Genomic DNA, 14,748 nt, shown 5'->3' with positions numbered 1-14,748 from the left:
CGTCCACCTGTCAACGGGTACCGCCGTGTGATCAAGGAGGACGGATGCCGCAGCCCAGCAACATCCATGGGCTCGTCGGGCCTCTCGAGCGAGGCCTCGCCGCGCTGCGGGCCCTGGCCCGCGCGCCGGGCGGCCGGATGCAGGCGAGCGAACTGGCCAGGGCGACCGGCCTGGCCCGCTCCCCCGTGGACCGGATCGCAACCACCCTGGCCCACCTGGGTTATCTGCGCGAAGAGGGCCGCGAACTCGCCCTCGCCCCGCCCCTGCTGGCGCTCGGCACCGCCTATCTGCGCAGCAGCGGCGTGCCCGCGGCACTCGACCCGCTCGCCGCCCGGCTCGCCGACGAACTGGACGAGTCCGTCTCCGTCGCCGTCCCCGACGGCGACGCCGTGCGTTTCGTCGTCCAGCACACCCGGCGCCGGGCACTGACCGTCTCCTTCCGTGTCGGGGACACCCTGCCCGCGGACCGCTGCGCCCCCGGGCTGCTCTTCGCCGCCGAATGGCCGGACGAGCGGTATGCCGCACGCCGGCCCGGCACTCCCGAAGTGTTCCCCGCGCTGCCGCCACCGCATGGACCGCGTCTTGGCGACGCGGAGTTCCGGGCGCTCGCCGCCGACGCCGCCGCCCGCGGCTGGTCACAGGACGATGGGCTCATCGAGCCCGGCCTCGTCGCCGTCGCCGTCCCCATCCGTGACTCCCAGGGCCGTACCCTCTGCGCTCTCAGCGCCGTCAGCCACACCAGTCGGCACTCCGCACAGGCCCTGCGGCGCCACGCCCTGGAACCGCTGCGCCGCACCGCCGCGCGTATGACCGACGCCCTCGCCGTCCTCGGGCCCCCCGCGACGCCGCCACCTCCCATGGCCGACCCGACCGCACAGGCCAAGCAGGATCTCGGGCCGGAGTACCTGCAGTCGCTGGCCCGTGGCCTCACGGTGCTGGCGGCACTGGGCGGCACACCCGGCGGAATGACTCTGTCCGATGTCGCACAGGCCACGGGCCTGGCCCGCGCCACGGCCCGGCGCTCCCTGCTCACCTTGGAGCAGCTCGGCTACGCAGCGGGCGACGACGGGCTGTTCAGCCCGCTTCCCAGAGTGCTCGACCTCGGATACCCGCTCCTTTCCGGCCTCACCCTGGGAGAGGTCGCCCAGCCCCATCTCGCCGACCTCGTCCGGCAGGTACGGGAGTCCGCCTCGGTGGCGGTGCTCGACGGCCCGGACATCCGCTATGTCGGCCGCGTCGCGGCAAGCCGGATCATGAGCGTCACCATCACCCTCGGCAGCCGCTTCCCAGCGCATGCCACCTCCATGGGACGGGTCCTGCTCGCGGGGATGCCACGCACGCAGCGAACGCGGTGGCTGGCCTCGGCCGACCTGCGACCGCTGACCGGTCTGACGCTCACCGACCCGGCAGCCCTCGGGCACGTCCTCGACCAGGTGGAACAGGACGGATACGCCCTCGTGGACCAGGAGTTGGAGGAGGGTCTGCGCTCGGTGGCCGCCCCCGTCCACGGCGCCGACGGCACGGTGGCCGCCGCGGTCAACGTCTCCCTGCACGCGGGACGCACATCCGAAGAGGAAGCCCGCGACACCATCCTTCCCGCACTGCGGGCGACGGCCGCCCGCATCACGGCGGACTGGTCCGCCATGGACGGAGCCCGCCCTGTCGCCCCCTCCTGAATCGGACAGGCCGGAGCTGGGATGGGCTGAGTTGGCGAGCCCGTCACCCGCGCGATCACCATGCCGGCGATGCTCCAGCCGCCCGACGTCGACCACCTCTTCAACCGCCTCGACCACGGTCCTGGCGGCCACAAGTTGGCGGGTTGCAGTCCGTTTCCGCCGGTTCCCGCTCAGCGGGTGGGCTGAGCCGCCGGTCCGGGCCGCGGTCTTGTGCGGGGGCGGCAGTTCACGGCGAGGAGCCAAGGCGCCTCGTTGAGCCGGATCGCCCACTATTCGTCGCAATCGTATTCCCGATGCCGCTTCGCGCCAGCGCCAGCGCCAGCGCCAGCGCCAGCGCAAAGAGAGCGTAGACCTGCCGGAGACGGAGGTTGACCATGAACCTGCCTTGCCGGATGAGGCAATTGTGCGGCTGGGGCCAAAGCCAAAACGGCCCCGGATTGTCCGGGGCCGTTTTGCGTGAGCGCGGGCGTCACGCTCGATGCGCGTTTAGTGGGTCACGTCGACGAAGATGGGGTTGGTGTAGAGCCACAGGTCGTTCCAGGGGTTGCCCTCGCCGGGGCTGTGGGGCTGAGGGGCGTGGGCGTCGACGGCCGGGCCGAAGGGGCCGGGGGCGTTGCTCTTGCCGTCGCTGCCCCGGAGTCGGACGTAGAACGGCTCGTCAACCCGGCCCAGGGGGATGTGGAGTGTGAAGGTGCCTCGGCGGTGGGAGACGTCGATGTGGTCGACCACCCGGGTGTCGGGGGCGCACCAGGAGTCGCGGTCGGTGCCAGGGCCGATCACGGTGCCGCGGATCACGTCGAGGGTGGCCAGCCGGGGCAGATCGCCGTTGGAGTTGTGCCGGGAAGCCGGGGTGATGGTGACGTCGAGGCTGACCTGGCGGCCGCGCCGTACGCGCAGCCGCTGCCCGAGGGTGACGCCGTGAGGGTCGAAACCGTCCCGGCGCAGCCGTACGTCGATGTCGTCGATGAGGTGCCCGTGGTCCACCCAGACCCGGCCGGCCCGCAGGCCGTCCATCACCTGTCGGTAGCCGAAGCGGGTCACGCCGACGTGTGTACGGCTGAACTGGCCGGGCCAGAAGTCACTGCCGTGCTGCGGTACGCCCGTGTCCGTCGGGCTGGGCTTGTGGCCCAGCTGGTCGAAGTCCGTTCCGGGCGGGAAGTCGCCGTCGCGCCACGTGTCGCAGACCGTGCGGTGGTTGTCGGAGTTGGAGGTGATCCAGAACGGCTTTCCCTCCGCGAGCAGGGAGTCCCACATGCCGCCGACGGTGGCGCTCATCCAGTCGAAGCCGCCCAGGGTCCGGTAGGACTCCAGCGGGTAGCCGGGCCAGGACTTGGCCGATGGGGCGTTCTCGTACTCGCCCCGCACGCTGCCCGCTCCGCTGTTGGTCGCTATCGCCGCAGCCTGAGCGCCGGGCGCGCCCTCCATGCCGATGAAGATCTCGGGTGCGGCATCCCGCCACGCGCGCAGCTCGTGCGGCGAGTCGATGCCGAGACGGGAGGGGTGGTTGGCGAAGAGCAGCACGTCGGGCACGATCCCGAGGCGACGCTGGCGCGCGAGCCATCTGATCGCGTCGACGGCCGCCTGCTCGTTCTCGGAAGTCGACGCGTCCCGCTTGTTGAGCTTGCCATCGTGCGCCAGCTCGAACTGCGTGAGCAGGTCCACTTCGTGCCGGCCGGGCGCGGACATCACCGTGGCGTGCTCGGCCGCCGGGATGTACCACTCCAGGCCCTGGAAGACGAGGAGCCGGGGGCAGGCCTCACGGATCCCGCGTATCTCCTCATGCTGCTCCCGCGCGCCGCCCGGGCTCGCGTGGCCGATGTTGGAGTGTTCGGTCAAGACCATCCAGTCGAGGCCGAACTGCTCGGCGCGGCCGGTCTGCTGGAGCAGGTCGTACTTGGCGTCGTGGCTGTACCTGCTGTGCACGTGATGGTCGCCCACGAGGTACGCATAGCGGCTCGAAGGGCCCCCGACCGCCGCGGATTCCCGTTCGGCAGTGGCAGCCAGCGCCTCGCCGCCGAACGCTGCGGATGCCAGGAACCCCGCACCGAACAGGCCTGCTCCGCGCAGCAACCGTCGCCGGGAGACCTCCTGCACGTTCAGACCCTGTTCCGCGACGGCGGGATCCGCCCAGCGCGGCAACATCCGGTCGGGGTGGTAGTCGTGGTCATGTGTCATGGAGCTCACCGGTTCTGGTTGAGAGAGCGGACGGCGGCCATGGGGTCCCCGTCCTTGTACTGGTCGTCGGCGATGAAGTTGGGCCGTCGACGGGCCACCAACGCGCACACGTGGTTCGCCCGGTCGAGGACCTTGGCGTTTTCGTTCGCGTACGTCGGCCACATGGCGACGTCGCGGAAAATGGTTCATGACCGTCAGCCGGCGAAATCCTCCCTCGGCGCGGGTGAGTGGGATGTCGTTCCACCTGCTGTAGCAGGGCCAGTCGGAGCTGCCCAGACCGCCGCCCATCGTCCAGCCGGGGGCGGCCGGCACGCGCTGCTTGGGCAGGACCGGCTCGGTCAAGTGCCAGCGGCTGCGCCCGGCGGCGTCCGGGCCGACCGCGAGCCGCGCTCCGGTGCCGTCGGAACCGCCCAGCGCACGCTGGACGTGGTCAGGTACTGCTCCGCGCCGGGCACCTTGATCCGGGATTCGTCGCCCTTCCGGTCGAACTCCCAGCTCGTACCCGGGCTGGAACAGTGCTCCCGTACGGCCCAGCCCTCCTGGCGGCCGAAGCAATACGCGCCGTTCACATTGCTCTTGATCAGATAGCCCGCGCCGGCCGCCTGGAAGCACCACTGCTGGTTGCGGCCCGCACCGCAAGGGTGCTGCGGAATGCGGCGGCCCTCCGCGATGCCCTCGCCCTCGGCGTCAGCCACCAGCCCCCTGCTGGCATTGCCCGGGATCACCGGCCCCGGCAGCCCTGGCAACCCCGTCTCCGCATGGGCGGGCAATCCTGCGCCGAACGGCGCCAGTGCGCCCAAACCCGCTGCCGGGGGACGGCGCGATGCGCCTGCTGCGATGCATGTACGTCTCAACTCCAACAGAAGTGGTAGTTCTCCCCACAAAGGAGGAGCAGCTCGATCCTGGCCTTCCTTCAGTACGCCGTCGACGAACAGCAGGCGGACAAGGTGAGAAATGTTCATGCTTCTGATGGCTCAACAGGTTCGCGAAGACACAACAGTTTGATGAAGGAGCTGGGCACCACCCTCGGGCGACCGGGGGTCAACCAGCGGAGGGGACCGCAGCTCGCTCTTGAGCCGGTGGTCCGTCGGGACGAGTCGATCGACCGGTCTGGCATCACCGCGCTGCAACGCGTACTGATGGCCGTGCGTGCCGACGATGGCGATTCCTAGCGGTGATCACATCGGTGGCCCAGCAGTCCGCACACAGTCCGCAGGACACTCAATAAGGACCGTCGCACCCCACGGGGGGGCACGAAGGTCATGATGCCGCGGGGATTGTTCGGCCGGCGCCGAACTGTTCCGGCCCTAGCGTCAGGGCTATGACGCACACGATGCATGAGTTCGACTGCTACGCGGACGTGCGAGCGGCCCTTGCCGACCCTGCACTCGTCCCGGAGCTACCGGCTGCGGACGACGGTTCGGTCGGGGCGAGTGTCGCCTGGCTGCGCGCCTCGGTGGCCCGCTTCAGCTGCGGGGAGCCGCACCGGCAACGTCGCGCACTGATCGAGGCCCAACTGGCCCGGCTGGACCCCGCCTTGCTCCGGGAGGCGGCAGCAGCGGAGGGTGTGGGGGAGGTCCGTACTCGGGTGGTGCGCACCCTTGCCGAGGCTCTGAGGATGCCGGAGCCCGGGGCAGTGGCCGAGGCAGTGATCACGGTCGCCCGTATCTACTTCGGTGGGGCGGACGCGGCTGCGGACGATGCGGTGACCCGGCTGGTGGCACTACTGGCGCCGGACCCGGCGGATAGTGCCGCCCTGGACGCTGCCGCCCAACGCATCGGGTTGCTGGTCCAGTCATGCGAGGCGACCGCCGCACTGGTCGAGGCCGCAGCCACCAGCGGCGACGTACCGCTGGCCCGGGTACTCCGCGAGACTCCCCCGGTACGGACCATGCGCCGTATCGCCGCCAGGGCCACGCGAGTCGCAGGTCGGGAGATCGCCGAGGGTGACGTGGTGCTCCTCGACCTTGCGACCGCCAACCGCACTCACCCAGTACCCCTCACATTTGGCAGCCCGCCTCGCGTATGCCCCGGCCGGGTTCACGCCCTCGCCCTGGCCGAGGGCCTGCTCCACCGCCCGCTGCCCCCCTTCGCCGGCCTGCACCACCAGGCCGCCCCGCTGCTGCTGCCCAACGCCTGGGACTACGCCTCCGCCGCTGCCCTCGCGGAGCAGGGGTTCGCCGCCATCGGAACCACCAGCCTGGGCGTGGCCGCGGCCGCCGGCGTGCCGGACGGGGCGGCCGCCACCATCGAAGCGACCCTGGCACTGGCCCGACGGCTCGGACGGGGCTCCTTCCTGTTCACCGTCGACGCGGAAGGAGGCTTCAGCGATGAGGTGGAGGAAGTAGCCGAGCTGGCCCAAAAGCTGTACGACGCGGGCGCGGCCGGAATCAACCTCGAAGACGGCCGCCCCGACGGCACGCTCGCCCCCGTGGAGTTGCACGCGGCGAAGATCGCCGCCGTCAAGAACGCCGTGCCCGCGCTATTCGTGAACGCACGCACCGACACCCACTGGCTGGGCCGCCGGGAAGACGAGACTGCCACGCGCCTCGCCCTCTACGAACAGGCAGGCGCTGACGGGGTATTCGTTCCAGGGTTGTCGGCCCCTGACGGGATCGCCGCGCTGACGGCCACCCTCGTCGTCCCGTTGAACATCCTCTACGCGCCGACCGGTCCCACGCTCTCCGAGCTGGCCACGTTGGGCGTGCGCAGGATCAGTCTCGGCTCGCTGCTCTACCGCAGGGCTCTGGCGGCGGCCGTCGCCACCTCGACCGCCATCCGAGACGGCCGGCCGACAGACCTGAGTGCCCCGTCCTACAACGAGGTACAGCAGCTTGGTGTACCTGACTGAGAGTTGCAGCTTGCGCAACCGGGAAGCCGCAGTTCAACCGTGAGGGCCGGCGGCTGGCAGCAACACTCAAAACCTGGACGGGCTGATACCTGCGGCTCAGAAGGGATGAGTACGAGAACTCAGGCCCCTGGAAGGCCGCGGAGCGACGATGGATCACGCCGCCGCCCGAGCCCCGAGGAGCCCCGTGCTCAGCCGTATCGCCGCCACCATCGTCCCCTCCCTCGGCCGCATGACGACGTCAGCCGAGCTCCCCGCATTCCAGAGCCCCAGCATCCTCGTCGCCAACCACACATCCCTGGCCGACCCGGGCATCGTGCTGGCGGCGCTCCGCCGCCTCGGCATTGAACCTGTCATCCTTGCCACCGCCGGCCTGTGGCGCATCCCCGTCCTGCGCTACCTCCTGGACCGTGACGGGCACGTGCCCGTCCACCGCCGCACAGCCCGCGCCGCCGACGCCCTGGACCAGGCGGCGGCTGCGCTCGGCGCGGGCCGCCACGTTCTTATCTACGGCGAGGGCCGCCTCCCGAGCCGCACGGACCCCGCCGAAGCCGCCCCCGAAGCGTTCCGAAGCGGCCCCGCCCGTCTCGCCGCCGCTTCCGGAGCCCCCCTCATTCCGATCGGTCAGGCCGGTGCCCGCAGGATCACCTCAGGCAGCCACACCAAGCAGCTAGCAGGACTACTCACGGCGCCCCTCCGGCGCCCCCGCCTGCACGTCCACATCGGCGCTCCGCTGATACTGCCCACCGAGATCGACGCAGCGAGCGCGGTCGCCCAGCGCGCCGTGACCGAAGCCTGGCGTACTGCCGCCCTGCAACTGGGCGAGCCGGCGGCACTCGCACGGTAACCATCGGCGATCGTCAACGGTGGCGCCGGATCCGACCGCAACCAGCCCTGCAACGAACGCAGCTCCCCCGCACCCGACTCCACATGCACTTCTAACCGCACGCAATCTGGTAGACGGTCAGCTGAAGGCACTGGGCGTGTGTTGGACGCGAAGTCGAGACGCAGGAAGCCGGCGACCGTCCGCCGCTACTTCGAGTCGTCCCCGGAGGCCATCGCCGAGTTCACCAGCCTGCTCGCCCGGGCGACAGTCGGCGCTGAGGACGGGCCGGGCTTCGTCCCGCCCGGTGGCGGATCACGGGAGGGTGCAGGCGAAGTGCTGCGCGGTGATGCCGAGCCCGGTCGCAACTACTTCTTGCTCTGCTGGAAGTGGTGGAAACACACCAAGACCGGCTCGCGATCGTTGTCCCTTGCGGGGCCACTGCCCGTGTCCGTCCTGTCGCAGACTTACAGGACGTGGTGGCCCGGCTGGTCCCCGCGTCTTTGTCCCAGCCGAACCAAGGACTGCAATCGTGAGCGAGCGCGTTCTCACCCCCCGCAACCGGGGCTTCCTCTTCCTCGACTCCCACCCGGCGGGCTGCGAGCAGCTGGTGGCCGACATGTGGCAGACATGCCCCGACCCTGCCGGCGTGCCCGAGGGTGCCGGGCCGGTGGCTCTGATCATCGGCTCCTCGGCCGGATACGGACTGGCGGCCACTCTCGCCGGACTCAAGCGCGCCGGCATCCGCGGCATCATGGTCTCCTTCGAGAAGGCCCCCACCGAACGGCGTACCGCTACGGCCGGCTGGTACCGCACCGCCGCCACCGCGCGCATCGCCCGCACCGCCGGGAAGGATCTGGTCTTCCTCAACGGCGACGCCTTCTCCGACGCGATGAAGAACCAGGTCGCCGACCTCATCGAGCAGCGTTTCGGCGGCAGGTTGGACTACCTGATCTACTCGGTGGCCGCGCCCCGGCGCACCGACCCCGACACCGGCACCACGTACGCCTCGGTCCTCAAGCCGATCGGCCAGGCGAACCGCACCAAGACCCTCCTTTTCGACGGCCAGGGCGTTCCCGAGGTCCGCGAAATCGAGACCGGGCCGGCCGAAGGCGACGACGTCGAGCAGACCGTGGCCGTGATGGGCGGCGCGGACTGGGAACGCTGGATCGATCACCTGGCCAGTCGGGGCCTGCTCGCCTACGGCTTCGCCACTGCCGCGCTGTCGTACATCGGCTCGCCGCTGACAGCGGCGATCTACCGGCAGGGCACCATCGGCGTGGCCAAGGCCCACTTGGAGGCCACCGCCCGCACTCTGAACGAGCGGCTCGACAAGACGGTGGGCGGTCGGGCCGTGACCTCGGTCAACGGCGCTGCCGTCACCCAGTCCTCCACCGCCATCCCCGGCATCGCCCTGTACACCGGCCTGCTGCGCGGCGTCCTCGGAGAGGACCTGGTCCCGCCGGTGCACCAGCTCGCCGCCCTGTGGGACCAGCTCACCGGTGCCGCCCCGCTCGTTCTGGACGACGAAGGCCGGATCCGCCTGGACAACTGGGAACTCACCGACGACGTCCAGGCGGCCGTCGCCGAACGCTGGGAGGCCGCCACTACCGGTGCCATCGCCGACCTCGCCGACCTCGCCTGGTTCCGCACCGAAGTCCAAGGCCTGTACGGATTCTCCGTGCCGGGCATCGACTACACCGCCGCGGTTGCCACCGACATCCCCTGGCCCGACCACACACCCTGACCCCGGCACGGAGAACCGCCATGCGGAACGCCCCGCTGAGCGGTCCCACCCTTCGTCGATGGCGTCCTTGTCAGGCAGGGACTGCATACCGCCGGGGAGGTCCGGAAAACGGAAGGAGTACCGGCCCAGGCATGTTGACGTGGTGACGGACGAACGGGGAAACGCGGGCGACGTCCTCGTCACGGACGTCGAAGCCGTCCGCGCGCAGTTGGTTGACGGCTGCGCCCATGTAGCGGGTGTTGAACTCACGAGCGCGTTGAGGACCAGGCCGTGGACGCCGATCTGGTCCTCCATGCCATCCCGGTAGCGCTGGCAGAGCTGACCGGGCGGCGCCGTAGTCCTGCTGACCCGCGCACCTTGACACTCAGGACGGTACTTCGGAAAGGGGCCCGTACAGCCCCCCTCTTGCGGAGCGTGCCCCTGCGCGACACGCGTAGCCTTTGCGCCCACACCTCCCCGCTCCCGGCCTGCTGTGCCCTGCCGCTGTCCGGATCAACGCCCGCGTCGGCGACCGCCCCGATACGACGCCCGGCAGGCCCGGACTCGCGCACACGCGCGCCGAGCAGGCACGGCCCGTGACCAACCACGGGGGACCGCGCAACGGTGTGGGCCCCGCCGTGCGGTGTCACCTGTGCCGCGCCGCCGACGGAACCGGGCGGTGAACATCACGGTGGACGATCTCGGTCCGGTACACGCCGATCGTCGCGAACTCGCACAACAGGCGATGGACTTCCCGCGCCATCCCAACCGCCCCTTTCCGGTCTAACAAACCACCGCTAGTCCGGTCAACGACTCGGTGCCGGCCGCCGACACACCCACCGCCACGGTGTACCCGGCTGGCCTGGCCTGGCCCATCAGGATCCGGACGGTCATCGCGGCGTTGTGCGCGAGCAGCTGCGCACCCGGTGTCGACACCACGTAGGCACACACGTCGGCATCGAGACCCGTGCGGTAACGCATCGACGGGTCCCGGCGCGGGCTATACTGTGCGACATCCCGTGAGTTCCCCTGAGCCCCGCTGAATCACTGGCCACGTGGCCATGGGGCTCTTCCTCCCTTGGGTGTTCTGCAGCTCTGTGACGTCATTTCGGAATTCTCGAAGCGTTCTCACTCCGTCCGACCGATCAGCGGTCGGACTGAAGGTGAGGAGGGTCGGGTTGGCGCTGGCGGTCGTACGCGACCTGCACGAGGCCGAGCAGGCATGGCAGTGAAACCCACTCGACCTGCTCGCCCCACTGACGAGATCATGGACAGATGCCGACGACCGAACGATCAGCCCGCGAGCTTCAGGACCGCGCCGTTCTCTGGAGCATGGGCGAGATCTGCGCAACCGACGTCGTCACTGCTGCTTGTGATGCACTCGTTGCCGGCCTCGACAGTCCTGCCCTGCGGACTCTGGCCGCGTGCACACGTGCGGAGGCGGATTACGACGTCCCCGACCTCCTTCCCCCCGCACTTGACGAACTGGGTCTCACCTTCCACGCAGTGGGCAGCGTTGCCGGACAGGAAGCCGCCGTACGGGCACTTGCCGCCCGGATGCTGGCGGGCGAGCTGACGCCTCGCGAGCTGGCCTTCCGGATCCACCAGCGCTTCGGGCACGAGCTGCCTCTGGCCGAGCGACTCGCCAATCTGGACGACGAGTACGACATCCTCGAGTACGGCGACAGAACACCGGCCCAGATCGACGCCGAGGTCACGGCCGAAGCTCTTCGTCTGGCACAGCACCCTCGTGTTCCAACCGAACCCACGGATGCATTGACCTGAAGCAGACCGGTGGACCCGTGGGTTCAGGCTGAAGGGCCTTCGGTTTTCTTGAACCCACGGGGATCAGGGGGTGTGACACTGGCGACCTCGCGTAATCGTGAGTCGCGTATTCCTCCGCCAGTGGGGGCTGTGCTCACTGTGAGTGGCCGCCAGTCTCAGCCCCTTTCCCCTGCCGCCGGGCAGGTCGGCCGTTCCGCCCCGACTCACCTGTCCGCGCTCCTCAACGAGATAGGCGGCGTGGAGTCGATATGCGCAGGCGAGTCCGCACGCAACGGTGATTCACTGGCCCGATGAGCACGTTCGACGAGTACCTCACGGACTGGGAGTTCGGCGAGGACTGGCGGCCAGTGGTCGAGCACCTGGCGGCCCGCGTCACGAGCTGGCCCAGGGGGGCGCCGGAACCTGAAGACTTTTGCGTGGACTTCCCCGTCGACGTCCTATGGACAGACGGCCTGCTGGTGTGGACGAGCCTGGTAGACCCCGTGCGCAATATGGTCAGCACCTGCTTGGGCGGCCAGATCGACCGTACGGGTCTTCGCTGCGGCATCCTGAACCCCCACAATCCGGGAGACCATCTCGACTGCCGCCTCGTCCTTCTCGGCGAAGGAAGATCCCTTCCTGATCTGGCAGATGTGCTTCTGGATTGGGTGGCCGCCGAGGCCGCACGTCTTTCCACCAGTCGACCGCAGCCCCTACGCGCGCCGAGATCCGTGCAACCGGAGGGTGACCGCTCCCGGGCTCGTGTTCACCGCGAGTGGTCGCCGGGGGCATAGTGCCGCCAGGTTCCTCCTGCCTCGGCGGCGAGCTGGGCGGTGGTGTCGTCGTGGTAGCCGAGCATGCGGGCGATCACGGGTGCGGGGGCCTGGAGGACGAGGTGGCGGATGGCCGCCGTGCGTCCTCGCTGGGTGGGGAAGCCCAGGTGGCGAAGCCTGAGTTCGAGCGTGTGCGGGGTCATGGGCTGTCCAGCCCTGCGGCCGGGAAAGAGCCACCGGGCGTTTGGGTTCGTGGCGGTCATGGTGTTCGGTCGCTGGTCGAGATAGGTCAGCAGCACTCCGGCAAGCGGTTCAGGGACGGGCGAGGGAGGATCACCGAGCCGGACCAGAACCTCGCCGTCCACGTGAAGAACATCGTCGGTGGTGAGCCGAGCGATCCGGGTGAGCGGTTGCGCGTAAAGGAGGACGAACGCGGCAACTACGCGGTCCTGGAGCGGAATGTCGCCTTGGTCGACGGCCTGCCGCAACAGGGTGAGTCGCTGGTGTTGGGCGAGCGGGGCGGGTTTGCTCGTGGAGCGATGCGGGACGGCGACCTTGAGCATGTGTTTGGACCGCATCGCCCATCGCAAAAAGGCGTGGGTCAGGCGCCGGGCGGTATAGCCACCCGCGTACCAAGTATCGACATCGGCCTGCGTGCACTCGGCGAGGTTCCGCCCTCGCTCGGCGAGGTGATCGAGAAAGACGGTCGCGAGACGAATCTCGTTGCGGGCCTGCTGAACCTGCTTACTGGTGAGCGGGCCGCGATCGGCCAGGGAGTTCAGTCGGCGCTGAACGTGCCAGGTTGCGAAGAGCTCCAGTAGCCGCCGGTGCCCGGCGTCGCCGACGGCAGGCAGTTTCTCGGCGAGCCACCGCTGGAATAGCAGCAGCTGCCGGTCAGCCGGGGGCAGGACGCCGCTCTGCATGAGCAAGTCGCGCAGGTAAGCGACCGATCGCCAGGGAGTGAGCTGGCTCAGGCCGTCGTGCGTGAGCGGAACCTCTTTCAGGGCGAGAGCCCGCAGGTTGCGCCGAGTGTGGGGCTTATTGGTCCAGGTCAGCGCGCCCCACGGGCGGCGGATCTGCCGCAGGGCGTCGAACAGCGGGAGCAGTTCAGCGTGGACGGAGCCGGTCCCGTCGTCGAGAAGATCGCGGAGCCGCTCGGTCAGGACGCATCGGCCGCAGACCCCGCGCCGGTAACGTCTGGCCTCCTGGCCGCATTGCTCACAGAAGAAGTCACCGATCCCGCCGGCGCAGTCGGTGCAGAGCTTCCCGCCGTCCGGCGCGAGGCCGGGAATGAGCCGCTCAACTCCGCATCCGGTGCAGGTCCCGTAGGTCTCCAGAGCTCTGGTCATGCAGCTCTGGCAGATGTAGCCCTCGGGCCAGTGGTTCGCCCCCAGCCGCAGGGCCCGGCCACAACGTGTGCAGAGCAAGTCCTCGGCGCGGACGCGGGTGCGACTCATCCTTCCGGCCGGATGCGGGCGCGCTTGGGACGGACCGCCGACAGGTCGACGACCGCATCACCAGTGGCGACCCTGCGGACTGTCGCGTTCTCTGCCCTGGTAGCAATCAGGTCGGCCGGGGTGCAGTCGAAGATGTCGCAGAGCGCGGCCAGGACCGGAAGCGACAGCCGCTCGGGGGTGCCGGTGACGAGCCGGTGGACCTGGGAGAGCGAGAGGTTGATGCCACGCTCGGCCAGTGGCGGGGCGAGCTCGCTGGTGGTGAACATCCCGGCGGTGGCCATCCTCTCGCGCAGTCGCCACTGGTAGCTGACCTGGCGTTTCATCGGGCCCTCCTCGGGGGCTTGAGTGCGGCCTCGATGGTGGCGTCCAGCGCCCGCCGCAGGGTGCGGGTGCGAAAGTCGGAGGACACGCAGGTGTAGATGGAGGTGGTGGAGGCGTGGTCGTGGCCGGCCTGTTGCTGGACGAAGAAAGGGTCCATGCCGTCTTCGATCAGATGGGTGACGTAAGACCTGCGTAGCGAGTGGAAGTCCAGGACCGGGTCCAAGCCGAGATCGTTGCGGTAGGCGGCGAAACGGGAGTCCAGCCGTTGCAGGCCCACTCGCCGCCCGCGTTCGGAAGGCCACAGGGCTGGCCCGTCCGCGTGCCGTATGGCGGGCCGGACCTCGCTCGTCCACTGGTCGAGGATCTCGGCTGACCACTCCCATACCGTCAGCACGCTGCGGCGTTTGGGCGGCGAGCCCTTCTTCGCCTTGCCATGGCGCACGTAACAGATGCCGAACTCACCGAACTCCGCTCCTTCGGGGTTGCGGCCGAAGTCCGCAGTGTCCAGCATCCGGGTTTCGTTGCGGCGCAGTCCGAATGCGTACGCGGTCTTGAACAACATCGCGTCGCGGAAGGCGGGCAGCCAGCCCTTGCGTCCGCGGCCGCGGACGCGCTCGACCTGGTCGTCGGCGTGGTCGAAGAATGTCTGCAACTCGTCCCGGGTGAAGGCCCGTTTCGGGGCCTCGGCCTCGCACTCCTGCATGTGCACGGCGGTGTTCCACTCGTGGCAGACCTGGATCGGATGGGTCCCGAAGCGGCGTTCGCACTCGGTCGCCCACTCGTAGGCCGGGTCAGTGGTGTAGTCGCAGAACAGCCGCACCGCTTCCTGGTAGCCCCGGAGTGTCGAACGTCCGCAGCCGTGAACCGACCGCAGGTCGCCGAACCACTCGTCGGCCAGCGGTGAGGACCAGTTCCACGGGAAGGCGTCGGCGTGAGCGGCGAACGCCCGGACCTTTCGCTCGCGGCCGTTGATGGTCGACAGCGCGAGGTTCCGGGCCAGTTGCTGGTTGCGCCAGCCGTCCAGCATCGCTTCGAAGACTTGCTCGTCCGGCCGGAGCAGCGGCACCCCGTCGGCCAGGTGAAGCCGCGCGGCCCCCGGCGCCGCCCTGTTGTTGCTCACCACACTGTCACGCTCCGTAGATCGCATTCGCCGCGAGAATCTCGCATCAGATGCGAAGCGTGGAG

At 69.5% G+C, this 14,748-nt stretch carries 13 protein-coding genes and 1 pseudogene; 6 read left to right on the top strand and 8 right to left on the bottom strand.

Going from position 1 to position 14,748, the window contains the following annotated elements; translation table 11 throughout:
- The first annotated feature begins 44 nt into the window (after positions 1-44).
- Positions 45-1,676 (top strand): IclR family transcriptional regulator C-terminal domain-containing protein, encoded by a 1,632-nt coding sequence (locus tag ACFT7S_RS17415; protein WP_382732474.1) that lies wholly within the window; start codon positions 45-47, stop codon positions 1,674-1,676.
- A 486-nt stretch (positions 1,677-2,162) separates the two neighbouring features.
- Here the strand turns inward: ACFT7S_RS17415 and ACFT7S_RS17410 are convergent, their stop codons facing one another.
- The 3 genes from ACFT7S_RS17410 to ACFT7S_RS17400 all read right to left on the bottom strand — a co-directional run bounded on the left by ACFT7S_RS17410 (position 2,163) and on the right by ACFT7S_RS17400 (position 4,546).
- A complete protein-coding gene (locus ACFT7S_RS17410) occupies positions 2,163-3,851 on the bottom strand; it encodes a histidinol-phosphatase (RefSeq protein ID WP_382732472.1) in 1,689 nt (562 codons plus the stop codon).
- A 5-nt stretch (positions 3,852-3,856) separates the two neighbouring features.
- On the bottom strand, positions 3,857-4,015 hold the full coding sequence (locus ACFT7S_RS17405) for a hypothetical protein (RefSeq protein WP_382732470.1): 159 nt from the start codon (positions 4,013-4,015) through the stop codon (positions 3,857-3,859).
- A gap of 174 nt (positions 4,016-4,189) precedes the next feature.
- Positions 4,190-4,546: a hypothetical protein gene (locus ACFT7S_RS17400; protein WP_382732468.1), complete on the bottom strand. Its 357-nt coding sequence runs from the start codon at positions 4,544-4,546 to the stop codon at positions 4,190-4,192.
- Positions 4,547-5,172: 626 nt separating this feature from the next.
- Here ACFT7S_RS17400 and ACFT7S_RS17395 point away from each other — a divergent pair.
- The 3 genes from ACFT7S_RS17395 (at position 5,173) to fabV (ending at position 9,269) form a co-directional block, all read left to right on the top strand.
- Entirely contained in the window at positions 5,173-6,702 is a 1,530-nt protein-coding gene (locus tag ACFT7S_RS17395) for an isocitrate lyase/phosphoenolpyruvate mutase family protein (protein WP_382732466.1), read from the top strand.
- A 184-nt stretch (positions 6,703-6,886) separates the two neighbouring features.
- The gene (locus tag ACFT7S_RS17390; protein ID WP_382732465.1) at positions 6,887-7,546 is read left to right on the top strand and encodes a lysophospholipid acyltransferase family protein; all 660 of its coding nucleotides are present in this window, start codon (positions 6,887-6,889) and stop codon (positions 7,544-7,546) included.
- Between the two features lie 508 nt (positions 7,547-8,054).
- The gene (gene fabV, locus ACFT7S_RS17385; protein WP_382732463.1) at positions 8,055-9,269 is read left to right on the top strand and encodes an enoyl-[acyl-carrier-protein] reductase FabV; all 1,215 of its coding nucleotides are present in this window, start codon (positions 8,055-8,057) and stop codon (positions 9,267-9,269) included.
- Between the two features lie 51 nt (positions 9,270-9,320).
- On the opposite strand, the pseudogene ACFT7S_RS17380 reads toward fabV, so the two are convergent.
- Positions 9,321-9,593, bottom strand: a pseudogene (locus ACFT7S_RS17380) (Tn3 family transposase); the annotation flags it as partial.
- A gap of 438 nt (positions 9,594-10,031) precedes the next feature.
- Positions 10,032-10,229, bottom strand: a complete 198-nt coding sequence (locus tag ACFT7S_RS17375) for a hypothetical protein (protein WP_382732461.1) — start codon at positions 10,227-10,229, stop codon at positions 10,032-10,034.
- A gap of 294 nt (positions 10,230-10,523) precedes the next feature.
- Between ACFT7S_RS17375 and ACFT7S_RS17370 the strand changes: the two genes are divergently transcribed.
- Positions 10,524-11,033, top strand: coding sequence for a hypothetical protein (locus ACFT7S_RS17370; RefSeq protein WP_382732459.1), 510 nt, complete (start codon positions 10,524-10,526; stop codon positions 11,031-11,033).
- A 290-nt stretch (positions 11,034-11,323) separates the two neighbouring features.
- Positions 11,324-11,806 carry a hypothetical protein gene (locus tag ACFT7S_RS17365; RefSeq protein ID WP_382732457.1) on the top strand — a complete coding sequence of 161 codons (483 nt, stop codon included), beginning with the start codon at positions 11,324-11,326 and terminating at the stop codon, positions 11,804-11,806.
- Here ACFT7S_RS17365 and ACFT7S_RS17360 read toward each other — a convergent pair.
- From ACFT7S_RS17360 to ACFT7S_RS17350, 3 genes are all read right to left on the bottom strand, one after another.
- Positions 11,779-13,134, bottom strand: a complete 1,356-nt coding sequence (locus ACFT7S_RS17360; RefSeq protein WP_382732455.1) for a hypothetical protein — start codon at positions 13,132-13,134, stop codon at positions 11,779-11,781. The genes ACFT7S_RS17365 and ACFT7S_RS17360 overlap by 28 nt on opposite strands.
- 104 nt (positions 13,135-13,238) lie before the next feature.
- Entirely contained in the window at positions 13,239-13,565 is a 327-nt protein-coding gene (locus ACFT7S_RS17355) for a helix-turn-helix domain-containing protein (RefSeq protein ID WP_382732453.1), read from the bottom strand.
- Positions 13,562-14,683: a tyrosine-type recombinase/integrase gene (locus tag ACFT7S_RS17350; protein ID WP_382732451.1), complete on the bottom strand. Its 1,122-nt coding sequence runs from the start codon at positions 14,681-14,683 to the stop codon at positions 13,562-13,564. The genes ACFT7S_RS17355 and ACFT7S_RS17350 overlap by 4 nt, the downstream gene beginning before the upstream one ends.
- Positions 14,684-14,748: the final 65 nt, after the last annotated feature.

It is taken from the genome of Streptomyces sp. NPDC057136, from assembly GCF_042670885.1.
GTDB lineage: Bacteria > Actinomycetota > Actinomycetes > Streptomycetales > Streptomycetaceae > Streptomyces.
The sequence above is the reverse complement of the archived record's forward strand: the minus strand, read 5'-3'. Positions and strand labels throughout refer to the sequence as shown.

Coding starts and splice junctions, on each gene's coding strand:
- ACFT7S_RS17375 (WP_382732461.1), bottom strand. CDS start 10,229: ATGCGTTACCGCACGGGTCTCGATGCCGACGTGTGTGCCTACGTGGTG.
- ACFT7S_RS17410 (WP_382732472.1), bottom strand. CDS start 3,851: ATGACACATGACCACGACTACCACCCCGACCGGATGTTGCCGCGCTGG.
- ACFT7S_RS17415 (WP_382732474.1), top strand. CDS start 45: ATGCCGCAGCCCAGCAACATCCATGGGCTCGTCGGGCCTCTCGAGCGA.
- ACFT7S_RS17370 (WP_382732459.1), top strand. CDS start 10,524: ATGCCGACGACCGAACGATCAGCCCGCGAGCTTCAGGACCGCGCCGTT.
- ACFT7S_RS17395 (WP_382732466.1), top strand. CDS start 5,173: ATGACGCACACGATGCATGAGTTCGACTGCTACGCGGACGTGCGAGCG.
- ACFT7S_RS17365 (WP_382732457.1), top strand. CDS start 11,324: ATGAGCACGTTCGACGAGTACCTCACGGACTGGGAGTTCGGCGAGGAC.
- ACFT7S_RS17360 (WP_382732455.1), bottom strand. CDS start 13,134: ATGACCAGAGCTCTGGAGACCTACGGGACCTGCACCGGATGCGGAGTT.
- ACFT7S_RS17355 (WP_382732453.1), bottom strand. CDS start 13,565: ATGAAACGCCAGGTCAGCTACCAGTGGCGACTGCGCGAGAGGATGGCC.
- ACFT7S_RS17405 (WP_382732470.1), bottom strand. CDS start 4,015: ATGTGGCCGACGTACGCGAACGAAAACGCCAAGGTCCTCGACCGGGCG.